The sequence below is a fragment of the Rhizobium cerradonense genome, from assembly GCF_030182455.1.
Classification (GTDB): Bacteria; Pseudomonadota; Alphaproteobacteria; order Rhizobiales; family Rhizobiaceae; genus Rhizobium.
The window spans coordinates 80,157-96,705 of sequence record NZ_JAQJCK010000012.1 but is presented as its reverse complement, the minus strand read 5'-3'; the positions used below and the strand labels follow the sequence as shown (position 1 = coordinate 96,705).

Annotated in this window: 17 protein-coding genes and 1 tRNA gene; 5 read left to right on the top strand and 13 right to left on the bottom strand. The window is 60.9% G+C overall.

Translation table 11 applies throughout. The annotated features are described in order from the left end of the window. Nucleotides 1–12: 12 nt before the first annotated feature. The gene (locus PH547_RS23645) at nucleotides 13–468 is read right to left on the bottom strand and encodes an RbsD/FucU family protein (protein ID WP_104824377.1); all 456 of its coding nucleotides are present in this window, start codon (nucleotides 466–468) and stop codon (nucleotides 13–15) included. 227 nt (nucleotides 469–695) lie between these two features. Here PH547_RS23645 and PH547_RS23640 point away from each other — a divergent pair, with 227 nt between their 5' ends. The 5 genes from PH547_RS23640 (at nucleotide 696) to PH547_RS23620 (ending at nucleotide 5,510) form a co-directional block, all read left to right on the top strand. Beyond that, a complete protein-coding gene (locus PH547_RS23640) occupies nucleotides 696–1,355 on the top strand; it encodes a response regulator (protein WP_104824378.1) in 660 nt (219 codons plus the stop codon). Next, nucleotides 1,352–2,707, top strand: coding sequence for an ATP-binding protein (locus tag PH547_RS23635; protein WP_104824379.1), 1,356 nt, complete (start codon nucleotides 1,352–1,354; stop codon nucleotides 2,705–2,707). The genes PH547_RS23640 and PH547_RS23635 overlap by 4 nt, the downstream gene beginning before the upstream one ends. A gap of 93 nt (nucleotides 2,708–2,800) precedes the next feature. Continuing rightward, the gene (locus tag PH547_RS23630; protein WP_104824380.1) at nucleotides 2,801–3,727 is read left to right on the top strand and encodes an ROK family protein; all 927 of its coding nucleotides are present in this window, start codon (nucleotides 2,801–2,803) and stop codon (nucleotides 3,725–3,727) included. Then, nucleotides 3,717–4,427 (top strand): copper homeostasis protein CutC, encoded by a 711-nt coding sequence (locus PH547_RS23625; protein WP_285169587.1) that lies wholly within the window; start codon nucleotides 3,717–3,719, stop codon nucleotides 4,425–4,427. Before PH547_RS23630 ends, PH547_RS23625 begins: the two co-directional genes overlap by 11 nt. Before the next feature lie 135 nt (nucleotides 4,428–4,562). Continuing rightward, nucleotides 4,563–5,510, top strand: coding sequence for a DUF6030 family protein (locus PH547_RS23620; RefSeq protein WP_104824382.1), 948 nt, complete (start codon nucleotides 4,563–4,565; stop codon nucleotides 5,508–5,510). Between the two features lie 73 nt (nucleotides 5,511–5,583). Here the strand turns inward: PH547_RS23620 and PH547_RS23615 are convergent, their stop codons facing one another. The 12 genes from PH547_RS23615 to murA form a co-directional block, all read right to left on the bottom strand. Beyond that, a complete protein-coding gene (locus tag PH547_RS23615) occupies nucleotides 5,584–7,131 on the bottom strand; it encodes a SpoVR family protein (RefSeq protein WP_104824383.1) in 1,548 nt (515 codons plus the stop codon). Then, on the bottom strand, nucleotides 7,131–8,402 hold the full coding sequence (locus PH547_RS23610; RefSeq protein ID WP_104824384.1) for a YeaH/YhbH family protein: 1,272 nt from the start codon (nucleotides 8,400–8,402) through the stop codon (nucleotides 7,131–7,133). Before PH547_RS23610 ends, PH547_RS23615 begins: the two co-directional genes overlap by 1 nt. A gap of 18 nt (nucleotides 8,403–8,420) precedes the next feature. After that, a complete protein-coding gene (locus tag PH547_RS23605) occupies nucleotides 8,421–10,367 on the bottom strand; it encodes a PrkA family serine protein kinase (RefSeq protein ID WP_104824385.1) in 1,947 nt (648 codons plus the stop codon). Nucleotides 10,368–10,835: 468 nt separating this feature from the next. Beyond that, nucleotides 10,836–10,911 (bottom strand) — tRNA-Phe (locus PH547_RS23600). A gap of 184 nt (nucleotides 10,912–11,095) precedes the next feature. Continuing rightward, the gene (gene yacG / locus PH547_RS23595; protein WP_104825218.1) at nucleotides 11,096–11,305 is read right to left on the bottom strand and encodes a DNA gyrase inhibitor YacG; all 210 of its coding nucleotides are present in this window, start codon (nucleotides 11,303–11,305) and stop codon (nucleotides 11,096–11,098) included. A gap of 5 nt (nucleotides 11,306–11,310) precedes the next feature. Beyond that, the gene (locus PH547_RS23590) at nucleotides 11,311–11,931 is read right to left on the bottom strand and encodes a Maf-like protein (protein WP_104824387.1); all 621 of its coding nucleotides are present in this window, start codon (nucleotides 11,929–11,931) and stop codon (nucleotides 11,311–11,313) included. 58 nt (nucleotides 11,932–11,989) lie between these two features. Further along, nucleotides 11,990–12,208 (bottom strand): translation initiation factor IF-1, encoded by a 219-nt coding sequence (gene infA / locus PH547_RS23585; RefSeq protein WP_004117876.1) that lies wholly within the window; start codon nucleotides 12,206–12,208, stop codon nucleotides 11,990–11,992. Between the two features lie 142 nt (nucleotides 12,209–12,350). Beyond that, on the bottom strand, nucleotides 12,351–12,818 hold the full coding sequence (locus PH547_RS23580; protein WP_104824388.1) for an arsenate-mycothiol transferase ArsC: 468 nt from the start codon (nucleotides 12,816–12,818) through the stop codon (nucleotides 12,351–12,353). 5 nt (nucleotides 12,819–12,823) lie between these two features. Then, on the bottom strand, nucleotides 12,824–13,297 hold the full coding sequence (locus PH547_RS23575; RefSeq protein WP_104824389.1) for a UPF0262 family protein: 474 nt from the start codon (nucleotides 13,295–13,297) through the stop codon (nucleotides 12,824–12,826). Between the two features lie 3 nt (nucleotides 13,298–13,300). Further along, entirely contained in the window at nucleotides 13,301–14,599 is a 1,299-nt protein-coding gene (gene hisD, locus PH547_RS23570; RefSeq protein ID WP_285169586.1) for a histidinol dehydrogenase, read from the bottom strand. 53 nt (nucleotides 14,600–14,652) lie between these two features. Continuing rightward, complete coding sequence (locus PH547_RS23565) at nucleotides 14,653–15,096, bottom strand: DUF2948 family protein (protein WP_104824391.1); 444 nt, start codon at nucleotides 15,094–15,096, stop codon at nucleotides 14,653–14,655. Between the two features lie 131 nt (nucleotides 15,097–15,227). Beyond that, nucleotides 15,228–16,520 (bottom strand): UDP-N-acetylglucosamine 1-carboxyvinyltransferase, encoded by a 1,293-nt coding sequence (gene murA, locus PH547_RS23560; protein ID WP_104824392.1) that lies wholly within the window; start codon nucleotides 16,518–16,520, stop codon nucleotides 15,228–15,230. Nucleotides 16,521–16,549 lie beyond the last annotated feature (29 nt).

Genomic DNA, 16,549 nt, shown 5'->3' with positions numbered 1-16,549 from the left:
CAGCGCGGTACGTTACTCAGTTTCCGGCGGAATGACGCCCTTGGTCAAGGTGAAACAACCATAGAACCGGCGCTCGCCGGTCTGGATCACGCAGTAAGCAGTTTTTGTCCGCTCATAGAAGGCGAAACGCTCGACCGGCGTCAGAGGCCAGTGCTTGCCTTCGGCGCGATCGATCGCCGCCTGCACTTCCTTCTGAACCTGCGGTACTTCATCGGCCGCGCCGACCACTTCCATGCGCGTCGCCGCGTCGGTGATGAACGTATCGAGCGGCATCAGCGACAGCACCGCCGCGACGGCTTCGGCGGCCGATACATTGTCGATTCGCAGAAGCTGCCCCAGCCTGGTCTGACGCGCGATTGCATCGGCCGGAAAATTCGTGTCGACGATCGCGAGCATGTCGCCATGCCCCATCGATTTCAACGCATGCAGCACATCCGCATTCAACAGCGGCGAAATTCCCTTCAGCATGAACGGCTCTCCTCAGCTCTTCGATCAGCGGCAGTTCCGAAGCCGCGCTCTTCATCGGGAGCAAAGAAGTAATCGCGGCGCCGATCTCTGTCCATAGCCGCCACGAACGTTATCAGCAGAACGTGAGGGATGAGAACTGCGCTTCTCATTGTGGCTTATTTCGGCCTTTATTGACCAGATAGGTTCGGCGGCATTAACTGAAGCACGGGCATTGTTGCGAGGGACAGGTGAGAATTCTTCTGGTCGAGGACGACGATATGATCGGCGGCGCGGTTCGCGACCATATTGCCGCGTCCCCGCATGCCATAGACTGGGTGAAAAACCTCGCCGATGCGCAAGAGGTTACCAGCGCCGTGCACTATGGCCTCATCCTGCTTGATTTGCAGCTTCCCGACGGCATCGGCATCGACTTCCTCAAGAAACTGCGCCGCAAACCGGACGAGACGCCGGTCATCATTCTGACTGCGCGCGACCAGATTTCCGACCGTATCGAGGGCCTGAACAGCGGTGCCGACGATTATCTCGTCAAGCCTTTCAATCTCGGCGAGCTTACAGCCCGCATCATGGCGGTGGCCCGCCGTTACAGCGGCAGTCCGCAGCCCACCGTTCGTTTAGCCGATCTCGAAATCGACCTGCCGCAACGGCGCATTACGCTCTCCGGCAAGGATGTCGTGCTGACCGGCCGGGAATGGGCGGTCCTCGATCTGCTGGTTGCGCGACCGGGCGCCATCGTCTCGAAGGACCAGATAGAAGAAGCGCTTTATGCTTTCGGTTCGGAAATCGAAAGCAACACGGTGGAGGTCTATGTCAGCCGCCTGCGCAAGAAGATCGGCAAGGACCGCATCCGCACGGCCCGCGGCGTCGGCTATTGCCTGGGTGAAAGATGACGCAGCGCAAAAGTCTCAACCGCACCAGCATCACCCGCCGCCTGATCGCGGCGCTGACCGGCACGGTCGTCCTCTTTTGGCTGATCGCCGTCGGCATCGGCGTCTATGTGGTCAACAAGGAGCTCGCCGAGACCTTCGATGGCGCATTGCAGGAAACCGCCCAACGCCTGATGCCTCTGGTGGTCGACGATCTTGCCGATCGCGATCCCTCCGCCGATCCGCAAACCCTCGAAAATATGGAGAGGGGACTGAACCGGGAATACCTGACCTACCAGGTGCTCGACGCGACGGGCAAGCTCATCCTGCATTCCCATGATGCACCGAAGATACCCTACGACGTGCCATTGAAGATCGGTTTCCACAACACGCCGAAATACCGAATCTACACAGAATCCTCTTTGAACGGCACACTCTTCCTGCATGTCGCCGACGCCTTCAAGAATCGCCGGGAAGCCTCGCGGGAGAGCGGCGTCGCCCTGCTCTGGCCGCTGCTTGCCCTCATCCCCGGCAGCGTCGTCGCCATCTGGTTCATCGTCGGCCGCTCGCTTCGGCCGATCGACCGGTTGCGGTTGGAAATCGCCACCAAGGATGGCGGCAACATGGCCCCGTTGGAGAGCGACCCGTTGCCCCGCGAGCTGCAGCCGATAGGCCGTTCCGTCAATCTGCTCCTCGGCCGCCTGCGCTCGGCTCTCGAGGCCGAACGTGAATTCACCGCCAACAGCGCCCACGAACTGCGCACGCCGATCGCCGGCGCGCTCGCGCAGACGCAGCGGCTGATCGCCGAACTGCCGAAAGGGCCTCTCGCCGAACGCGCCGGACGAATCGAGACCTCGCTCTCCAATCTCGGCCGCCTGGCGGAAAAGCTGCTGCAGCTCTCCCGCGCCCAGGCCGGCATTGGCACTGGCGACAAGCCCGCCGATCTGATCGCCATCATCGAAACAGTCATCGGCGACTACGACCGGGATACGGGTACGGCGGGCCGCATTCTCCTGGAGAACGAGGCCGACGGGAAGCTGATCCGCAACGTCGATATCGACGCCTTCGCCATCGCCATCCGTAACCTCATCGAAAACGCCTTGATTCATGGTCCGACCGATGACGAGGTGACCGTCAGGATCGGCCAGGCAGGAACGATCCATATCCTGAATGGCGGCAATGTGCTGTCGCAAGAAGAACTGGCCGATCTGAAAAAACGTTTCTGGCGCGGCAATACGAAAGCTTCCGGCTCCGGCCTCGGCCTTGCCATCGCCGAGCGCATCGTCGAGCAGATCGGCGGCCGCCTCGATCTTTTCTCCCCCGCTACCGATAAGGTGGACGGTTTCGAGGCCAGGATCATCCCACCCGAAGCCTGATCACGCCGAGACCGGAGCACCGCGCGGAATGGCCTTGCAAAGACCGGCAAAGGGTGCGAGCAAGCGCAAGACGTTCCCTGCAGGCCAATATTCATGATCGTTTCTTTCGATATCGGGGGCTCCGCCATCAAAGGCGGCATCGCCCATTCCATGATGGACATCACGCCGCTCGCCCGCCGCCCGACGCCGAAGTACGACTTCGGCGAATTCGTCCAAGCTTTGCGCGCTGTCATCGCCGAGGCCGGCGAGACGCCGGATTGCATTTCCTTTTCCATTGCCGGCGTTGTGGACCCCGATACGCAGGCACTCACCTGTGCCAACATTCCCTGCATCAACGGCCGGCGCCTTGCCGCCGAACTGGAAGCGGAACTCGGCTATCCCGTGCTGATCGCCAACGATGCCGATTGCTTCGCCATGGCGGAAGCAATGTCCGGCGCGGGACGCGGCCATCGCATCGTCTTCGGCGCCATTCTCGGCACCGGCGTCGGCGGCGGCCTGGTGGCGGATGGCCGCCTCGTCAATGCCGCCGGCGGCTTTGCTGGCGAGTGGGGGCACGGTCCGATCATCGCTTCCTTTGCCGGCAGTCCGCCGGCGGTCATCCCCGCCTATCCCTGTGGCTGCGGCCAGAAGGGATGTGTCGACACCATTGGCGGCGCTCGTGGCGTCGAGCGGTTGCACAGGACCCTGCATGGGTTGGAATTTTCCAGCGAAGAGATCATCGGCCAATGGCTTGAGGGCGATGCCAAGGCCGAGCGGACGATCGATGTCTTGGTCGATCTCGTCGCCTCGCCCCTGGCGCTGACCGTCAACATCACCGGCGCAACCATCGTTCCGGTCGGCGGCGGCCTTTCCAATGTCGAACCCCTGCTGGCGCGGCTGGACACGGCGGTGCGCGCCCGCATTCTCCGCAAGTTCGACCGCCCGCTCGTCGTGCCGAGCGAATGCAAGGTCGAGCCCGGCCTGATCGGCGCGGCCTTGCTTGGACTGAAATTTGCCGAAGAGCGCAGCCATGTTGCTTGAGGTCTGCGTCGAGGATATTGCCGGGCTCAATGCCGCCATCGCCGGTGGCGCCGATCGCATCGAGCTTTGCAGCGCGCTGGCCGTCGGCGGTCTCACGCCGAGCGCCGGGCTGATGGCGGCTGCGGCGCGTGCGCCCATTCCCGCCTATGCCATGATCCGCCCGCGCGCCGGCAGCTTCGTCTATTCGGCCGATGAACAAGACATCATGAAGAGCGACATAGACGCCGCCCGCCACGCCGGTCTGCCGGGTGTCGTGCTCGGCGCCTCCCTGCCGGACGGCCGCCTCGACAGCGATACGCTCCGCGCGCTCGCCGATCATGTGGGAAGCCTCGGCAAGACATTGCATCGCGCCTTCGATCTCGTTCCCGATATCGAGGAGGCAGTGGAGCTCGCCATTTCCCTCGGCTTCGAGCGCATTCTGACCTCGGGCCGCGCGAAAACGGCCGCGGAAGGGCTCCCCGCTTTGGAACAGGCGATCGCCGTTGCCGCCGGCCGCATCTCCATCATGCCCGGTTCGGGCGTCAATATTGGAACTGTCGACAAGCTCTGGCCGCGCCTTGCGATCACCGAAATCCACGCTTCCTGCGCCGTTGCTGCCCCGGAAACGGATGAACACCTGCTCGCCTTCGGATTTTCCACACCTATGGTGCGCCGCACCGACGCAGCGACCGTTCTGGCGCTCAAGGCACATTTCGCCTGAAGGCTGCGATTTGACAAAAAACGGTAGAGTGATCAATCGTTCATAAACGCATATTCTGTAGCTATGGATCGGCTGCGGAATGCCAACCCATTGCAGTTAAGCAGGTTTCCTCTGGAGTAGCTGTAGATCTAAACCATGTCGGTGGCGCCACCTCGCAAGAAAAGCAGAGCTGTCTTCTGGATTGCGACGATCGTCATCGGCTCGATCATTTTGGCGACCGCGTTGCTTGCTAACGATATGCGCAATCTAAGGGCGCTCGATGCTCGTTATCATCTCGATCTGTTCAGCGGGTCGGCCCAGCCAGCCTCACCTCCGGTCGTAACAGCCGCCGCCCCACAAACCGCCGCCGCCAATCCGAAACCAGCCGAAACCCCTGGCACAAAGAGTGCGACAGCCAATCCCGGGGTCACGACAACCGCGCCAGCACAGAAGCAGGCCACGCGCGTCAAAAAAGCGGCAACGCCAAAACCAGCCCGGCGCTCCCACTTATTCGACCCGCCCGTCGATGCCCTGCGCGGCGCCTTCGTGCGAAGCTGGCGAATAAAGGGCGAGACGCTTTGCGCCGACCTTTCGAAATCGGGCCTGTCCGTTGGCGAATGGAGGCAGAGCGCGCTTGACGCTGGAACCTTCGAATGCAGCTACGAGATTCAGAAAGGCGGCAACGGTGACCGCAATGCTGCGTCGTTCTTCATCATCGTCCGTGGTGCGTCGACCGGAGAGCTCGACAATATCCGTATCAAGGTGATCATGCCCGACAATGCGGATGGCAGGGCGATCGGCGAGACATTTATCGACGCCGTCGTCCTGCTGCTGACCGAAACCCGCTGGCTCGATTTCCAGCCGGCGCTCGAAGCGATCGGCAAGCTGCAGGACGTGACGCTGGAAGCTTTCGGCACAAAGCTCAGCTTCTTCCGGGAATTCCGGAACGACAGAAGCTTCAATCTTCAGCTAAGCCTCCAGAGGAAAACGCCGGAACAGATCCGCACCGCCATCGTCTTCGACAAGGCGCGATGGACGCTGCGGTCGCCGCCACCCGTCACATATCAAACCGCTCGCGAAAATTTTACATGGCGTTCGCGATGAAGGGTCGCTGTTCTCACCGCGCAACGATGGTGGTCAAATATCGCCAATCTTGATGGCCGGTGAATCTGCGCCGTCAGGCCGCAATGGCCGACGGACGCGGATGGACGAGGTGGTCGCGCAGGACCGAGCCGGAGCGGTCGACCTCCTGCAGCAGCACGTCATAGCTCCAAAGATCGGCAAGGTGCTGCAGCACGCGTTTGGCATCAATATCCTCCAGCAGGCCGCCGTTCAGCACCGTATGCTTGAGCATGAGCCGCCGGTCGCCGGCAAGATCGACATCGACAATCTCGATATGCGGATCGATCCAGCCGACATCATATTGCCGCGCCAGTTCGCGCCGGATGCGCTTGTAACCGCGTTCGTCATGGATAGCCGCCACCAGCAATCCCTCCTCCTCTTCCGGATCGTCCGTGAGGTGGAACATGCGCATCTTGCGCATCAGATGCGGGCTGAGGAACTGCGATACGAAGCTCTCGTCGCGGTAATTCGCCCAGAGGTCGCGCAGTACTCCCATAGTGTCCCCACACCCGGCGATATCGGGGAACCATTGCCGGTCCTCGTCCTTCGGCTTGGTCACGATCCGCTCGATGTCCTGCATCATCGCAAAACCGATCGCATAGGGATTGAAACCGGAAAAGCGCGGATCGTTGAAGGAAGGCTGGAAGACGACATTGGTATGCGATTTCAGGAATTCGAGGAAATCGCCGTCGCCGATGCCGCCGAGTTCGTGCAGCCGAGTCATGATGCGGTAATGCACGTAGGTCGCCGTGCCCTCATTCATGACCTTGGTCTGGCTTTGCGGATAGAAATATTGCGCCACATGCCGGACGATGCGCAGGATCTCCCGCTGCCACGGCTTCATCCGCGGCGCCATCTTCTCCAGGAAATAGAGGATATTTTCCTGCGGCAGGCCGGTGAGCGAACGCCGGTGCTCCAAATCGAGGTCAGGCGCCTTCTTGCCCTTTACGACCGGAACCGTCCGCCAGAGATCGTTGAAGATCCGTTCGTCATATTCGCGCCGCTCGCGCTCGCGCCTTTCCTCATCGCGAAGATCGAGCGTCTTCTTGCCGGCATAACGGTGGACACCATGCGACATCAGCGCATGCGCGGCATCCAGCGTCCGCTCCACGGCGGCATGGCCATAGCGCTCCTCGCAGCGGGCAATATAGCCCTTGGCGAAGTTGAGGTAATCGAGAATACCCTCCGCATCCGTCCAGAGCTTGAAGAGGTAATTGTTCTTGAAGAAATGATTGTGCCCGAAGGCGGCGTGGGCGACCACCAGCGCCTGCATCGTCGCCGTATTTTCCTCCATCAGATAGGAGATGCAAGGCGAACTGTTGATGACGATCTCATAGGCAAGCCCGCGCAGACCCTTGCGATAAAAAGCCTCGTGATGAGCAAAATGCTTGCCGAAGGACCAATGCTTGTAGAACAGCGGCATGCCGATCGAGGAATAGACGTCGAGCATCTGTTCGGCGGTGATGATCTCGATCTGGTTGGGATAAACGTCGAGGCCGAGCTCGTCGAGGGCGATGCGCTCGCAGGCATTGTGGATCCGCTGGATGGTGGCGAAGTCCCAGTCCGCACCGTCAAAAAGCCGCTCCATCGATGCCTTTGCCATTATCCGCTCCTGGTTTCCGCCGCCCGGCGCTGAAAGAGATCATGGAAGACGGGGTAGATCTGGCTGCGATCGCTAACGCGGCGCATCGACAGCACGGGCCACCCCACCTGAATGCGCTCATAGAGCGACCAAAGCGCCGAGCCGGAAGAGATCGCGACGCTGCGCGCCTCCCCCACCTCCAGATAGGCGAAATACTGGCTAACCGGCAGGATGGCACTGGTGAGAAGCGCCGCCGCCGTCGCATTGTCCGAATAGGCGTTGTCGCCATCCGATGCCTGCGCCGCGTAGATGTTCCAGTCCGATGGCGGGAAACGATCGTGAACGATCCGCCGCATGGCTTCGAGAGCGCTCGACACCTGCGTGCCGCCGGTCGCCGGACTGCGGAAGAAGGTCTCCTCATCCACCTCTTCGGCCACGTCCGTATGGCGGATGAAGACGATCTCGACGCGGCGATACTGCCGCGTCAGGAAGATGTAGAGCAGCATGTAGAAGCGCTTGGCCAGATCCTTCATGTGCTCCGACATCGAGCCGGAAACATCCATCAGGCAGAACATGACGGCCTGTGCCACCGGCTTCGGCTCGTTCTCGAAACGGCGGTAGCGGATATCGATTGGGTCGATATAGGGAATACGCCGGACTTTCGATTCCAGCACCTTGATCTCAGCCTCGAGCGCGGCGCGGCGTTCCTCATCCTTGCATTCGGCCGCCTCCGCGATGAGTTCGGCGACGGTCTCGGGCTTCGGACGGTGCAGCGCCACGCGCCGCATCATCGCCAGCCGCATGGTGCGGTTGATGGCAAGATTGGCCGGCGATCCCGTTACCGAATAGCCCGATCGTACCGGATTGGGCTGATCGGTGGTCGTCAGCCGCTTCTTGGCAAGATCGGGAAGTTCAAGATCGTCGAGGAAAAGATCGAGGAACTCCTCGCGGGTCAGGATGAAGCGGAAGGCGTCTTCGCCACTGCCCTCGCCGCCGGCCCGCCCCCTTCCGCCACCGCTCTCTGGCCGCGGAAGGATATCGCCTTCAAGGAAGTCCTTGTTGCCGGGAAGGATATGCTCATGCAGGCCCTCTGGGCCGCGATGGAACCGGGGCTCCTCGGTTCCATCAAGGGGAATGCTGATCTCACCGCCCTTCAGAATATCCTGAATGTCGCGATTTTGAGAGGATTCATAGACCGCTCTCTGCACCAGCGCTTTTGCTCTTCGCAAAAACCGTTGACGATTTTCTAGACTTTTGCCGCCTGGATTCAGGCGCCGGTCAACAATGTGCATTCCTTCTTCCTTGGTGGCTCATCCTGCCTGTTTCACACGCATGTACCATTCCACAAGCCGCCGAACCTGACGCTCGGTATAGCCCCGCGCCATCATGCGTTCGACGAATTCGCCATGTTTCTTTTCCGTCTCGCCATCCTTCTTGGATCCGAACGAGATCACCGGCAGGAGGTCCTCGACCTGGGAGAACATCCGCTTTTCGATGACTTCGCGAATCTTCTCGTAACTCGTCCAGGACGGATTCTTTCCGCCGTGGCTTGCCCGCGCCCGCAAGCAGAACTTGACGATCTCGTTGCGGAAGTCCTTCGGATTGGCGATACCCGCCGGCTTTTCGATCTTGGTCAGTTCCTGGTTGAGAAGCTCTCGGTCCAAAAGCTGGCCGGTATCCGGATCCTTGAAATCCACATCCTCGATCCAGGCATCGGCGTAATCGACATAACGGTCAAAGAGATTCTGGCCGTAATCCGCATAAGATTCCAGATAGGCCTTTTGAATCTCATGTCCAATAAATTCCGCGTAGCGCGGCCCGAGCTCGCTCTTGATGAATTCGATGTAGAGCTTTTCGGTTTCGAGCGGCAGTTGCTCGCGACGGATCGCCTGCTCCAGCATATACATCAGATGCACCGGATCGGCACCGATCTCGGTCGTATCGTAGTTGAAGGTCGCCGCCAGCACCTTGAAGGCGAAGCGGGTCGAAGCCCCGTCCATGCCCTCGTCGACACCGGCCGCATCGCGATACTCCTGCACGCTGCGCGCCCTCGGATCTGTCTCCTTCAGGCTTTCGCCGTCATAGACCCGAAGCTTGGAGAAGGCCGTCGAGTTCTCGTGCTTGGCAAGCCTCGTCAGAACCGTGAAGCGAGCAAGCGTTTCCAGCGTCGACGGCGCACAGGGCGCGTCGCTAAGCTCGGATTCCTCGATCAGCTTCTCGTAGATCTTCTGTTCTTCGGTGACCCGCAAGCAATAAGGCACCTTCACGACGCAGATACGGTCGATGAACGCCTCATTGTTCTTGTTGGCCTTGAAGGTCTGCCATTCCGACTCGTTCGAGTGGGCGAGAATGATGCCCGAGAAGGGAATGGCGCCGATATTCTCGGTGCCGATGTAATTGCCTTCCTGCGTCGCCGTCAGCAGCGGATGCAACATCTTGATCGGCGCCTTGAACATCTCAACGAATTCGAGAATGCCCTGGTTGGCGCGATTGAGCGCACCGGAATAGCTGTAGGCGTCGGGATCGTTCTGCGCCAGGCTCTCGAGCTTGCGGATATCGACCTTGCCGACCAGCGAGGAGATGTCCTGGTTGTTTTCATCACCCGGTTCGGTCTTGGCGACGGCGATTTGTCGCAGCCTTGACGGCTGTATCCTGACCACGCGGAACCGCGAAATGTCGCCCTCGAACTCTTCCAGCCGCTTCAGGCACCACGGGCTCATCAGCCCGGTCAGGCGCCGGCGCGGAATGCCGTAGCGCTCCTCGACCATCGGCCCCATGGTCACGGGATCGAAGACGCTGAGCGGGCTTTCGAACACTGGACTGAGCTCGTTGCCGGCTTTCAGCACATAGATGGGGTGGACCTCCATCAGCGACTTCAGCCGCTCGGCGAGCGAGGATTTACCGCCGCCGACAGGCCCGAGCAGATAGAGGATCTGCTTGCGCTCCTCCAACCCCTGCGCCGCATGGCGGAAGAAGGCGACGATACGTTCGATCGTCTCTTCCATACCGAAGAAGCCGGAGAAAGCCGGATAGGTTCGGATGGTTCGGTTCATGAAGATACGCCCGAGGCGGGTATCCTTGGCCGTATCGATCAGCAGTGGTTCACCCATCGCAGCCAGCAGGCGCTCCGACGCATTCGCGTACATGAGCGGATCATCCCGGCTCGCTTCCAGGTATTCGGAGAATGACATCTCGACTTCGCGCCGTGCTTCGAAAGAACGGGCGAACGTGTTGAATAGCACATCGTTGTTTAACATGGCGCCTCGATAGCTTGCTATTGCAATAAACGCCGGACTTAACGGGATCACTTCCCGCTAGTATCTAAGGTGCGGTAATAGTCGCTTCGAATCAATAGGTGACCCTTCAATAATTCGTACGCTTGATTGCATTAGCCATCAATATCTTGAAAGGTTCTTTCACCGGAATTAATAATGAATACCTCTAAAGTTGCGAAGTTTGTCCGATTCTCCACCATTAGACGCGCTTGACAGCCCCTGCAAAAGCGCGAGCCAGGCTCGCCCTTTCTGATGGCCTGAAGCCGCGATATTCCGCTTGAAACAAAGGGAAAATTCAGGGTCGGAAAAGTGCGAGGAATCTAAGCTCCCCCACCGGCCACTTGCAGGACGTGGATAACACCAGGGATTGCCGTGCTGCATATCGGCCACGCCGCTTTGCTGATAGCCGATACGGCTGCCGCAGATCCGATGATATTGTGAAGATAAGAATGGTGCCCAGGACCGGAATCGAACCAGTGACACGCGGATTTTCAATCCGCTGCTCTACCAACTGAGCTACCTGGGCATCCTTGCTTCGCGCTGATCGGAAGGTCTTGGAAGACCCTGGGCGGTTGGTTCGCCCCGGAAGCGAGCGGGGTTATAGCATCTTGTTCGCCCATGTCCAGCCGCAAATGACTCTTTTTTGACAGGAAATGGATTTTTGGCAATTCGCGAATAAAATGAAAGGCTTCGTGGAAATGGCGAAGCACCTATTCCTCGTCGGACGCCTTGGTCTCGTCCTCGGCAACGGGAATGGCATAGGCGCCGTTCAACCACCGCGACAGATCGAGTGAGCGGCAGCGATCAGAGCAGAAGGGATAATGCTCGCGCACCGAAGGTCGCCCGCATTCCGCGCAAGCCCGTGTCTTGCGCAGCGGCTCGATCTTTGCCCCCACCTTGATCTTGTCGTCGTCCGCCATGACGATCATCCTTCCTGCCATTCCGCGTAGACGTCGAATCCTTCGCCCGCGAGAAGCAGCATGGTTTCATAAAGTGGCAATCCAACGACATTCGTGTAGGAGCCGATCAGCTTCTGCACGAAGGAGCCGGCGAGCCCCTGTATGCCATAGGCACCCGCCTTGCCGCGCCATTGGCCGGAGGCGAGATACATATCGATATCCTTGCCGGACAGCCGCTTGAAGCGGACTTTGGTCTCGACCACCTTCTGGCGCAGCTTGCGGTCCGGCGTGATCAGGCAGATGCCGGTATAGACGACATGGCTGCGGCCGGAGAGCAGATGCAGCGCAGAAGACGCCTCTTCGACGAATTCCGCTTTCGGCAGGATTCGCCGGCCGACGGCGACGACCGTATCGGCGGCGAGGATATAGCTTCCCTGCCAGGCGACGTCGCCCTTTACCGCCGCAAACGCCGCCTCGCTTTTTTCCGTCGAAAGCCGGCGCGCCAGCGAGCGCGGGTGCTCCGACTTCTTCGGAGCCTCGTCGATATCCATGGGCATCAGGCGCGCCGCTTCAATTCCCGCCTGATGCAGGAGGTCGACGCGGCGCGGCGATCCGGAGGCCAGTATCAGCTTGTGTTTCAGCGCCATAAAACCTCGACCGTGACAGGCGGCATTTCGGAGGGCCGGCTCGGATGCGAGCTGCGGACTACTTGAAACGATAGGTGATGCGGCCCTTGGTCAGGTCGTAGGGTGTCATTTCCACGAGCACCTTGTCGCCGGCGAGAACCCGGATGCGGTTCTTGCGCATGCGGCCGGCGGTGTGAGCGATGATCTCATGCTCATTTTCCAGCTTCACACGGAAGGTCGCGTTCGGCAGCAATTCGGTGACGACACCGGGAAATTCAAGGACTTCTTCTTTCGGCATTAAAGCTTCTTTTCCTGTGGGGTTGATGCCGGCTTCCATGACAAAAAGTAAGGCCGCCGGAATTTTGCGCGGAAACTACACAATCGTCGCGGTTTTGTGAACCTCGTTGATAAGGCTTTCTGCATTTGTTTAACGAGACACTCTAAAGAGAGCCGCGATGCTCGACCAGCCGGCTTTCGATCAGGCCGAGCAGATAGTCTCTCACCTCGCGATACGCATTGAGAATCTGCTCGCGCGTGCCGCCGGCGACCGAGGGATCGATGGTCGGCCAATAGATGACATCGATGGCATTGGCGCGCGTCAGTTCGAGAGCCGCATGATGTGCTTCGGGAGACAGCGTGATGATGACGTCGAAGAAATCATCCTCCAGCTCCTCCAGCGTCTGCGGCTGCCGGCGCCCGAGCGAGAGACCGATCTCGCCGAGGACGACATCCACGAACGGGTTGCGTTCGCCTGCGCGCACGCCCGCCGAGGCGACATAGGTGCCCTGCGGCAGCATTCCGCGCGCGATCGCCTCGGCCATCGGCGAGCGGATGGTGTTGAGCCCGCACATGAACAGAATGGCACCGGGCGGCTTCCCATTATGTTCGATAGCCTTCGGCTGTTCCATTGCCGTCACCCGCGCCAGTAGAGCACGCAGACGAGTGTGAAAAGCCGCCGGGCCGTATCGAAATCCACGATGATCTTACCCTTCAGCCGGTCCATCAGCGTCCGCGAGCCTTCATTGTGAATGCCGCGGCGGCCCATGTCGATCGCCTCGATGCGGCTGGGGGTGGCGGAACGGATAGCCTCGTAATAGCTTTCGCAGATCATGAAGTAGTCCTTCACGATCCTGCGGAACGGCGTCAGCGACAGAATGTGAGTGGCGACGACGCCCCCCTCTTCCGTGCGGATATCGAAGACGAGCTTCTGGTCGACCAGAGACAGGCTCAGCCGATAAGGCCCGCCGCCATGGCCGACGGGCTCGAAACTGTTTTCCTCGATCAGATCGAAAATGGCGACAGCGCGCTCGTGCTCGACATCGGGCGTCGAACGGCCGATCGTGTCGTCCAGGATCACGTCGCTCAGCCGGAAGACGCCTTCAGCCATGCCTTATCCTTCGAGATTGAGGCGGATCGCAACGGATCGCGCATGGGCATCGAGCCCTTCGGAATTGGCGAGCGCGATCGCCGCAGGCCCAAGCGTGCGCAACTGCTCGGGACCGAGCCTCAGGATCGAGGTGCGCTTGACGAAATCAAGCACCGAAAGCCCGGACGAGAAGCGCGCGGAGCGGGCCGTCGGCAGCACGTGGTTGGAGCCGCCGACATAATCGCCGATCACTTCCGGCGTATGACGCCCGACGAAGATCGCGCCGGCATTGCGAATGCCGGCCAGCAGCGCATCCGGATCGTCGACGGCAAGCTCGACATGTTCGGCGGCGATACGGTTGGCGAGCGGAACGGCCTGCTTCAGATCGGAAACCAGGATGATGGCGCCGAAATCCCGCCAGCTCGCGGTCGCCGTCTGCGACCGGCCGAGCTGCTTGAGCTGCCGCGCGACGGCGCCTTCGATGGCCTTGCCGAGCGCGGCGTCATCGGTGATCAGAATCGACTGCGCGCCCTCGTCATGCTCGGCCTGCGCTAGGAGATCGGCGGCGAGCCAATCCGGATCATTGTGTTTGTCGGCGATGACGAGCACTTCCGAAGGGCCGGCGATCATGTCGATGCCGACGGTGCCGAAAACCTGCCGCTTGGCGGCGGCGACATAGGCATTGCCGGGGCCGGTGATCTTGGCGACTGGAGCAATCGTCTCGGTGCCGTAGGCAAGTGCCGCAATCGCCTGCGCCCCGCCGACTCGGTAAATCTCCTCGACGCCGGCCATGCGGGCCGCCGCCAGAACAGCCGGATTGACCGCGCCCTTCATGGTCGGCACGGCGATGACGACGCGATCGACGCCGGCGACCTTGGCCGGCACGGCATTCATCAACACCGAACTCGGATAGCTCGCCGTGCCGCCGGGCACATAGAGGCCGACGGCTTCGATCGCCGTCCAGCGCGAGCCGAGACCGACGCCGAGAGCGTCTTCATAAATATCATCCTTGGGCAATTGCCGGCGATGATGCGATTCGATGCGGGTGGCGGCGACCTTGAGCGCGCCCAGCACTTCGGCGGGGACGGCGGCAACCGCCGCATCGATCTCCGCTTCGCTGACACGCATCGGCGTCACGGCGAAATCGATGCCCTCGAATTTCCTGGAATAATCGGCGAGAGCCGCGTCGCCGCGCGCCCGCACATCATCGATGATGGCGCGTACGACGGCGTTCACATCCTCGGATACTTCCCGCTTGGTCGTCAGAAAAGCGGCGAACTGCTGTTCGAATCCTTCCGATGCCTGATCCAGCCAGATAGCCAACGCTGATAATCCTCTTCCTTCGGGGCCGCCGCACGCGGCGAAAACTCGTACGCTTACTTGGCCTCGTCCGGATGACTGGGCTTATTAGCCGTTTCCCACGCGCCGCCGATATCTGCAAGCTGAACTTCGATACATTCGACATCGAGCGCGATCGTCGCCTTGCCCGCCAGCGTCAGCTCGATCGTGCCATCCGGCCCTTCGCCCTTTTGATCGAAGCGGATGGCGAGCAGCGACAGCACCTCGTCGCGCTGGCGCCGGTCGACACCGTTGGAGCGCACCGCCAGCACCCGCTTGAACACCAGCGCCGAGCGATGACGCTCGAACGGCTTGCCCTTCTGATCCGACACTTCCCAGACGAAACGGTTGGCGGCAACGGAAAATTGCCCGAGCCGCGGCGCATAGGACATGTCGGAAACCTTGAAGACGCTGTCCTGCATATGCGCGGAGATCACGCCCAAATCTTCGTTGTCGAGCGCCATTAGCTTGAGATTGGTCATTCGCCTGATATCCCCGATCGCCATGGAAATGCCGATGCCGGCATTTCTCAAGTGATGGAAATAGGATGCGGGCGGGCAAGACGCAACCGGAGAAACAGGCTTCTCCTGTCTCTTTCTATGGGCCGCCGGAATTAGTCGCTGATGCGCTCGACAATGGCACCGCAGCGCGTCAGCTTATCTTCCAGCCGCTCGAAGCCGCGATCGAGATGATAGATGCGCGAGACCAGCGTTTCACCCTCGGCGGCAAGGCCGGCGATGACCAAGGAGACGGAGGCGCGCAGGTCCGTCGCCATGACCGGCGCGCCCTTCAGACGCTCGACGCCTTCGATCTTGGCGGTCTGGCCGGAGAGCGAGATCTTCGCGCCGAGGCGCGCGAGCTCCTGCACATGCATGAAGCGGTTTTCAAAGATCGTCTCGGTGATGTGCGAGGTGCCCGTCGAGCGCGTCATCAGCGCCATGAACTGCGCCTGCAGGTCGGTCGGGAAACCCGGGAAGGGATCGGTAACGATATCGACCGGCTTGATGCCGCCGCCATTGCGCTGAACGCGGATGCCGCTTTCGGTCGCCGAGATAACGGCGCCAGCGCGGCGAAGGCTTTCCAGCGCCGTGTCGAGCAGCGCCATGTCGGTGTTTTCCAGGCGGACATCGCCGCCGGCCATGGCAACCGCCATGGCATAGGTGCCGGTCTCGATGCGATCCGGCAGGACGCGATGGCGCGCGCCGGAGAGCGAGGTGACGCCTTCGATGGTGATCGTGCTGGTGCCGGCGCCGGAAATCTTCGCGCCCATGGCAATGAGGCAATTGGCAAGATCGGCGACTTCCGGCTCGCGGGCCGCATTGCCGATGACCGTCGTGCCGCGGGCAAGCGTCGCAGCCATCATCATCACATGCGTGGCGCCGACCGAAACCTTCGGGAAGACATAGCGCGCGCCGATCAGGCCGCCCTTCGGCGCGGTGGCGTTGATATAGCCGCCGTCGATTTCCATGGTGGCGCCGAGCGCCGTCAGGCCGTCGATGAAGAGATCGACCGGACGCGTGCCGATGGCGCAGCCGCCCGGCAGCGATACGCGCGCCTGGCCTTCCCGGGCGAGCAGCGGCCCGATGACCCAGAAGCTGGCGCGCATCTTGGCGACCAGCTCATAGGGCGCAGTCGTGTCGGCGATAGTGCGGCAGGTGAAATGGATAGTGCGGGAATAGCCGTCTTCCTGGCGCTCGCGCCGGCCGTTGACGGCGACATCGACGCCGTGATTGCCGAGGATACGCATCAGCAGCTCGACATCGGCCAGATGCGGCACGTTTTCGAGCGTCAGCGTATCGCTTGTCAGCAGCGAGGCGATCATCAGAGGCAGAGCCGCATTCTTGGCGCCGGAGATCGGAATGATACCGTTGAGCTCGTTGCCGCCGACAATCCTGATACGATCCATATATGACTACGGGCGAGGCCCGCCTTTCC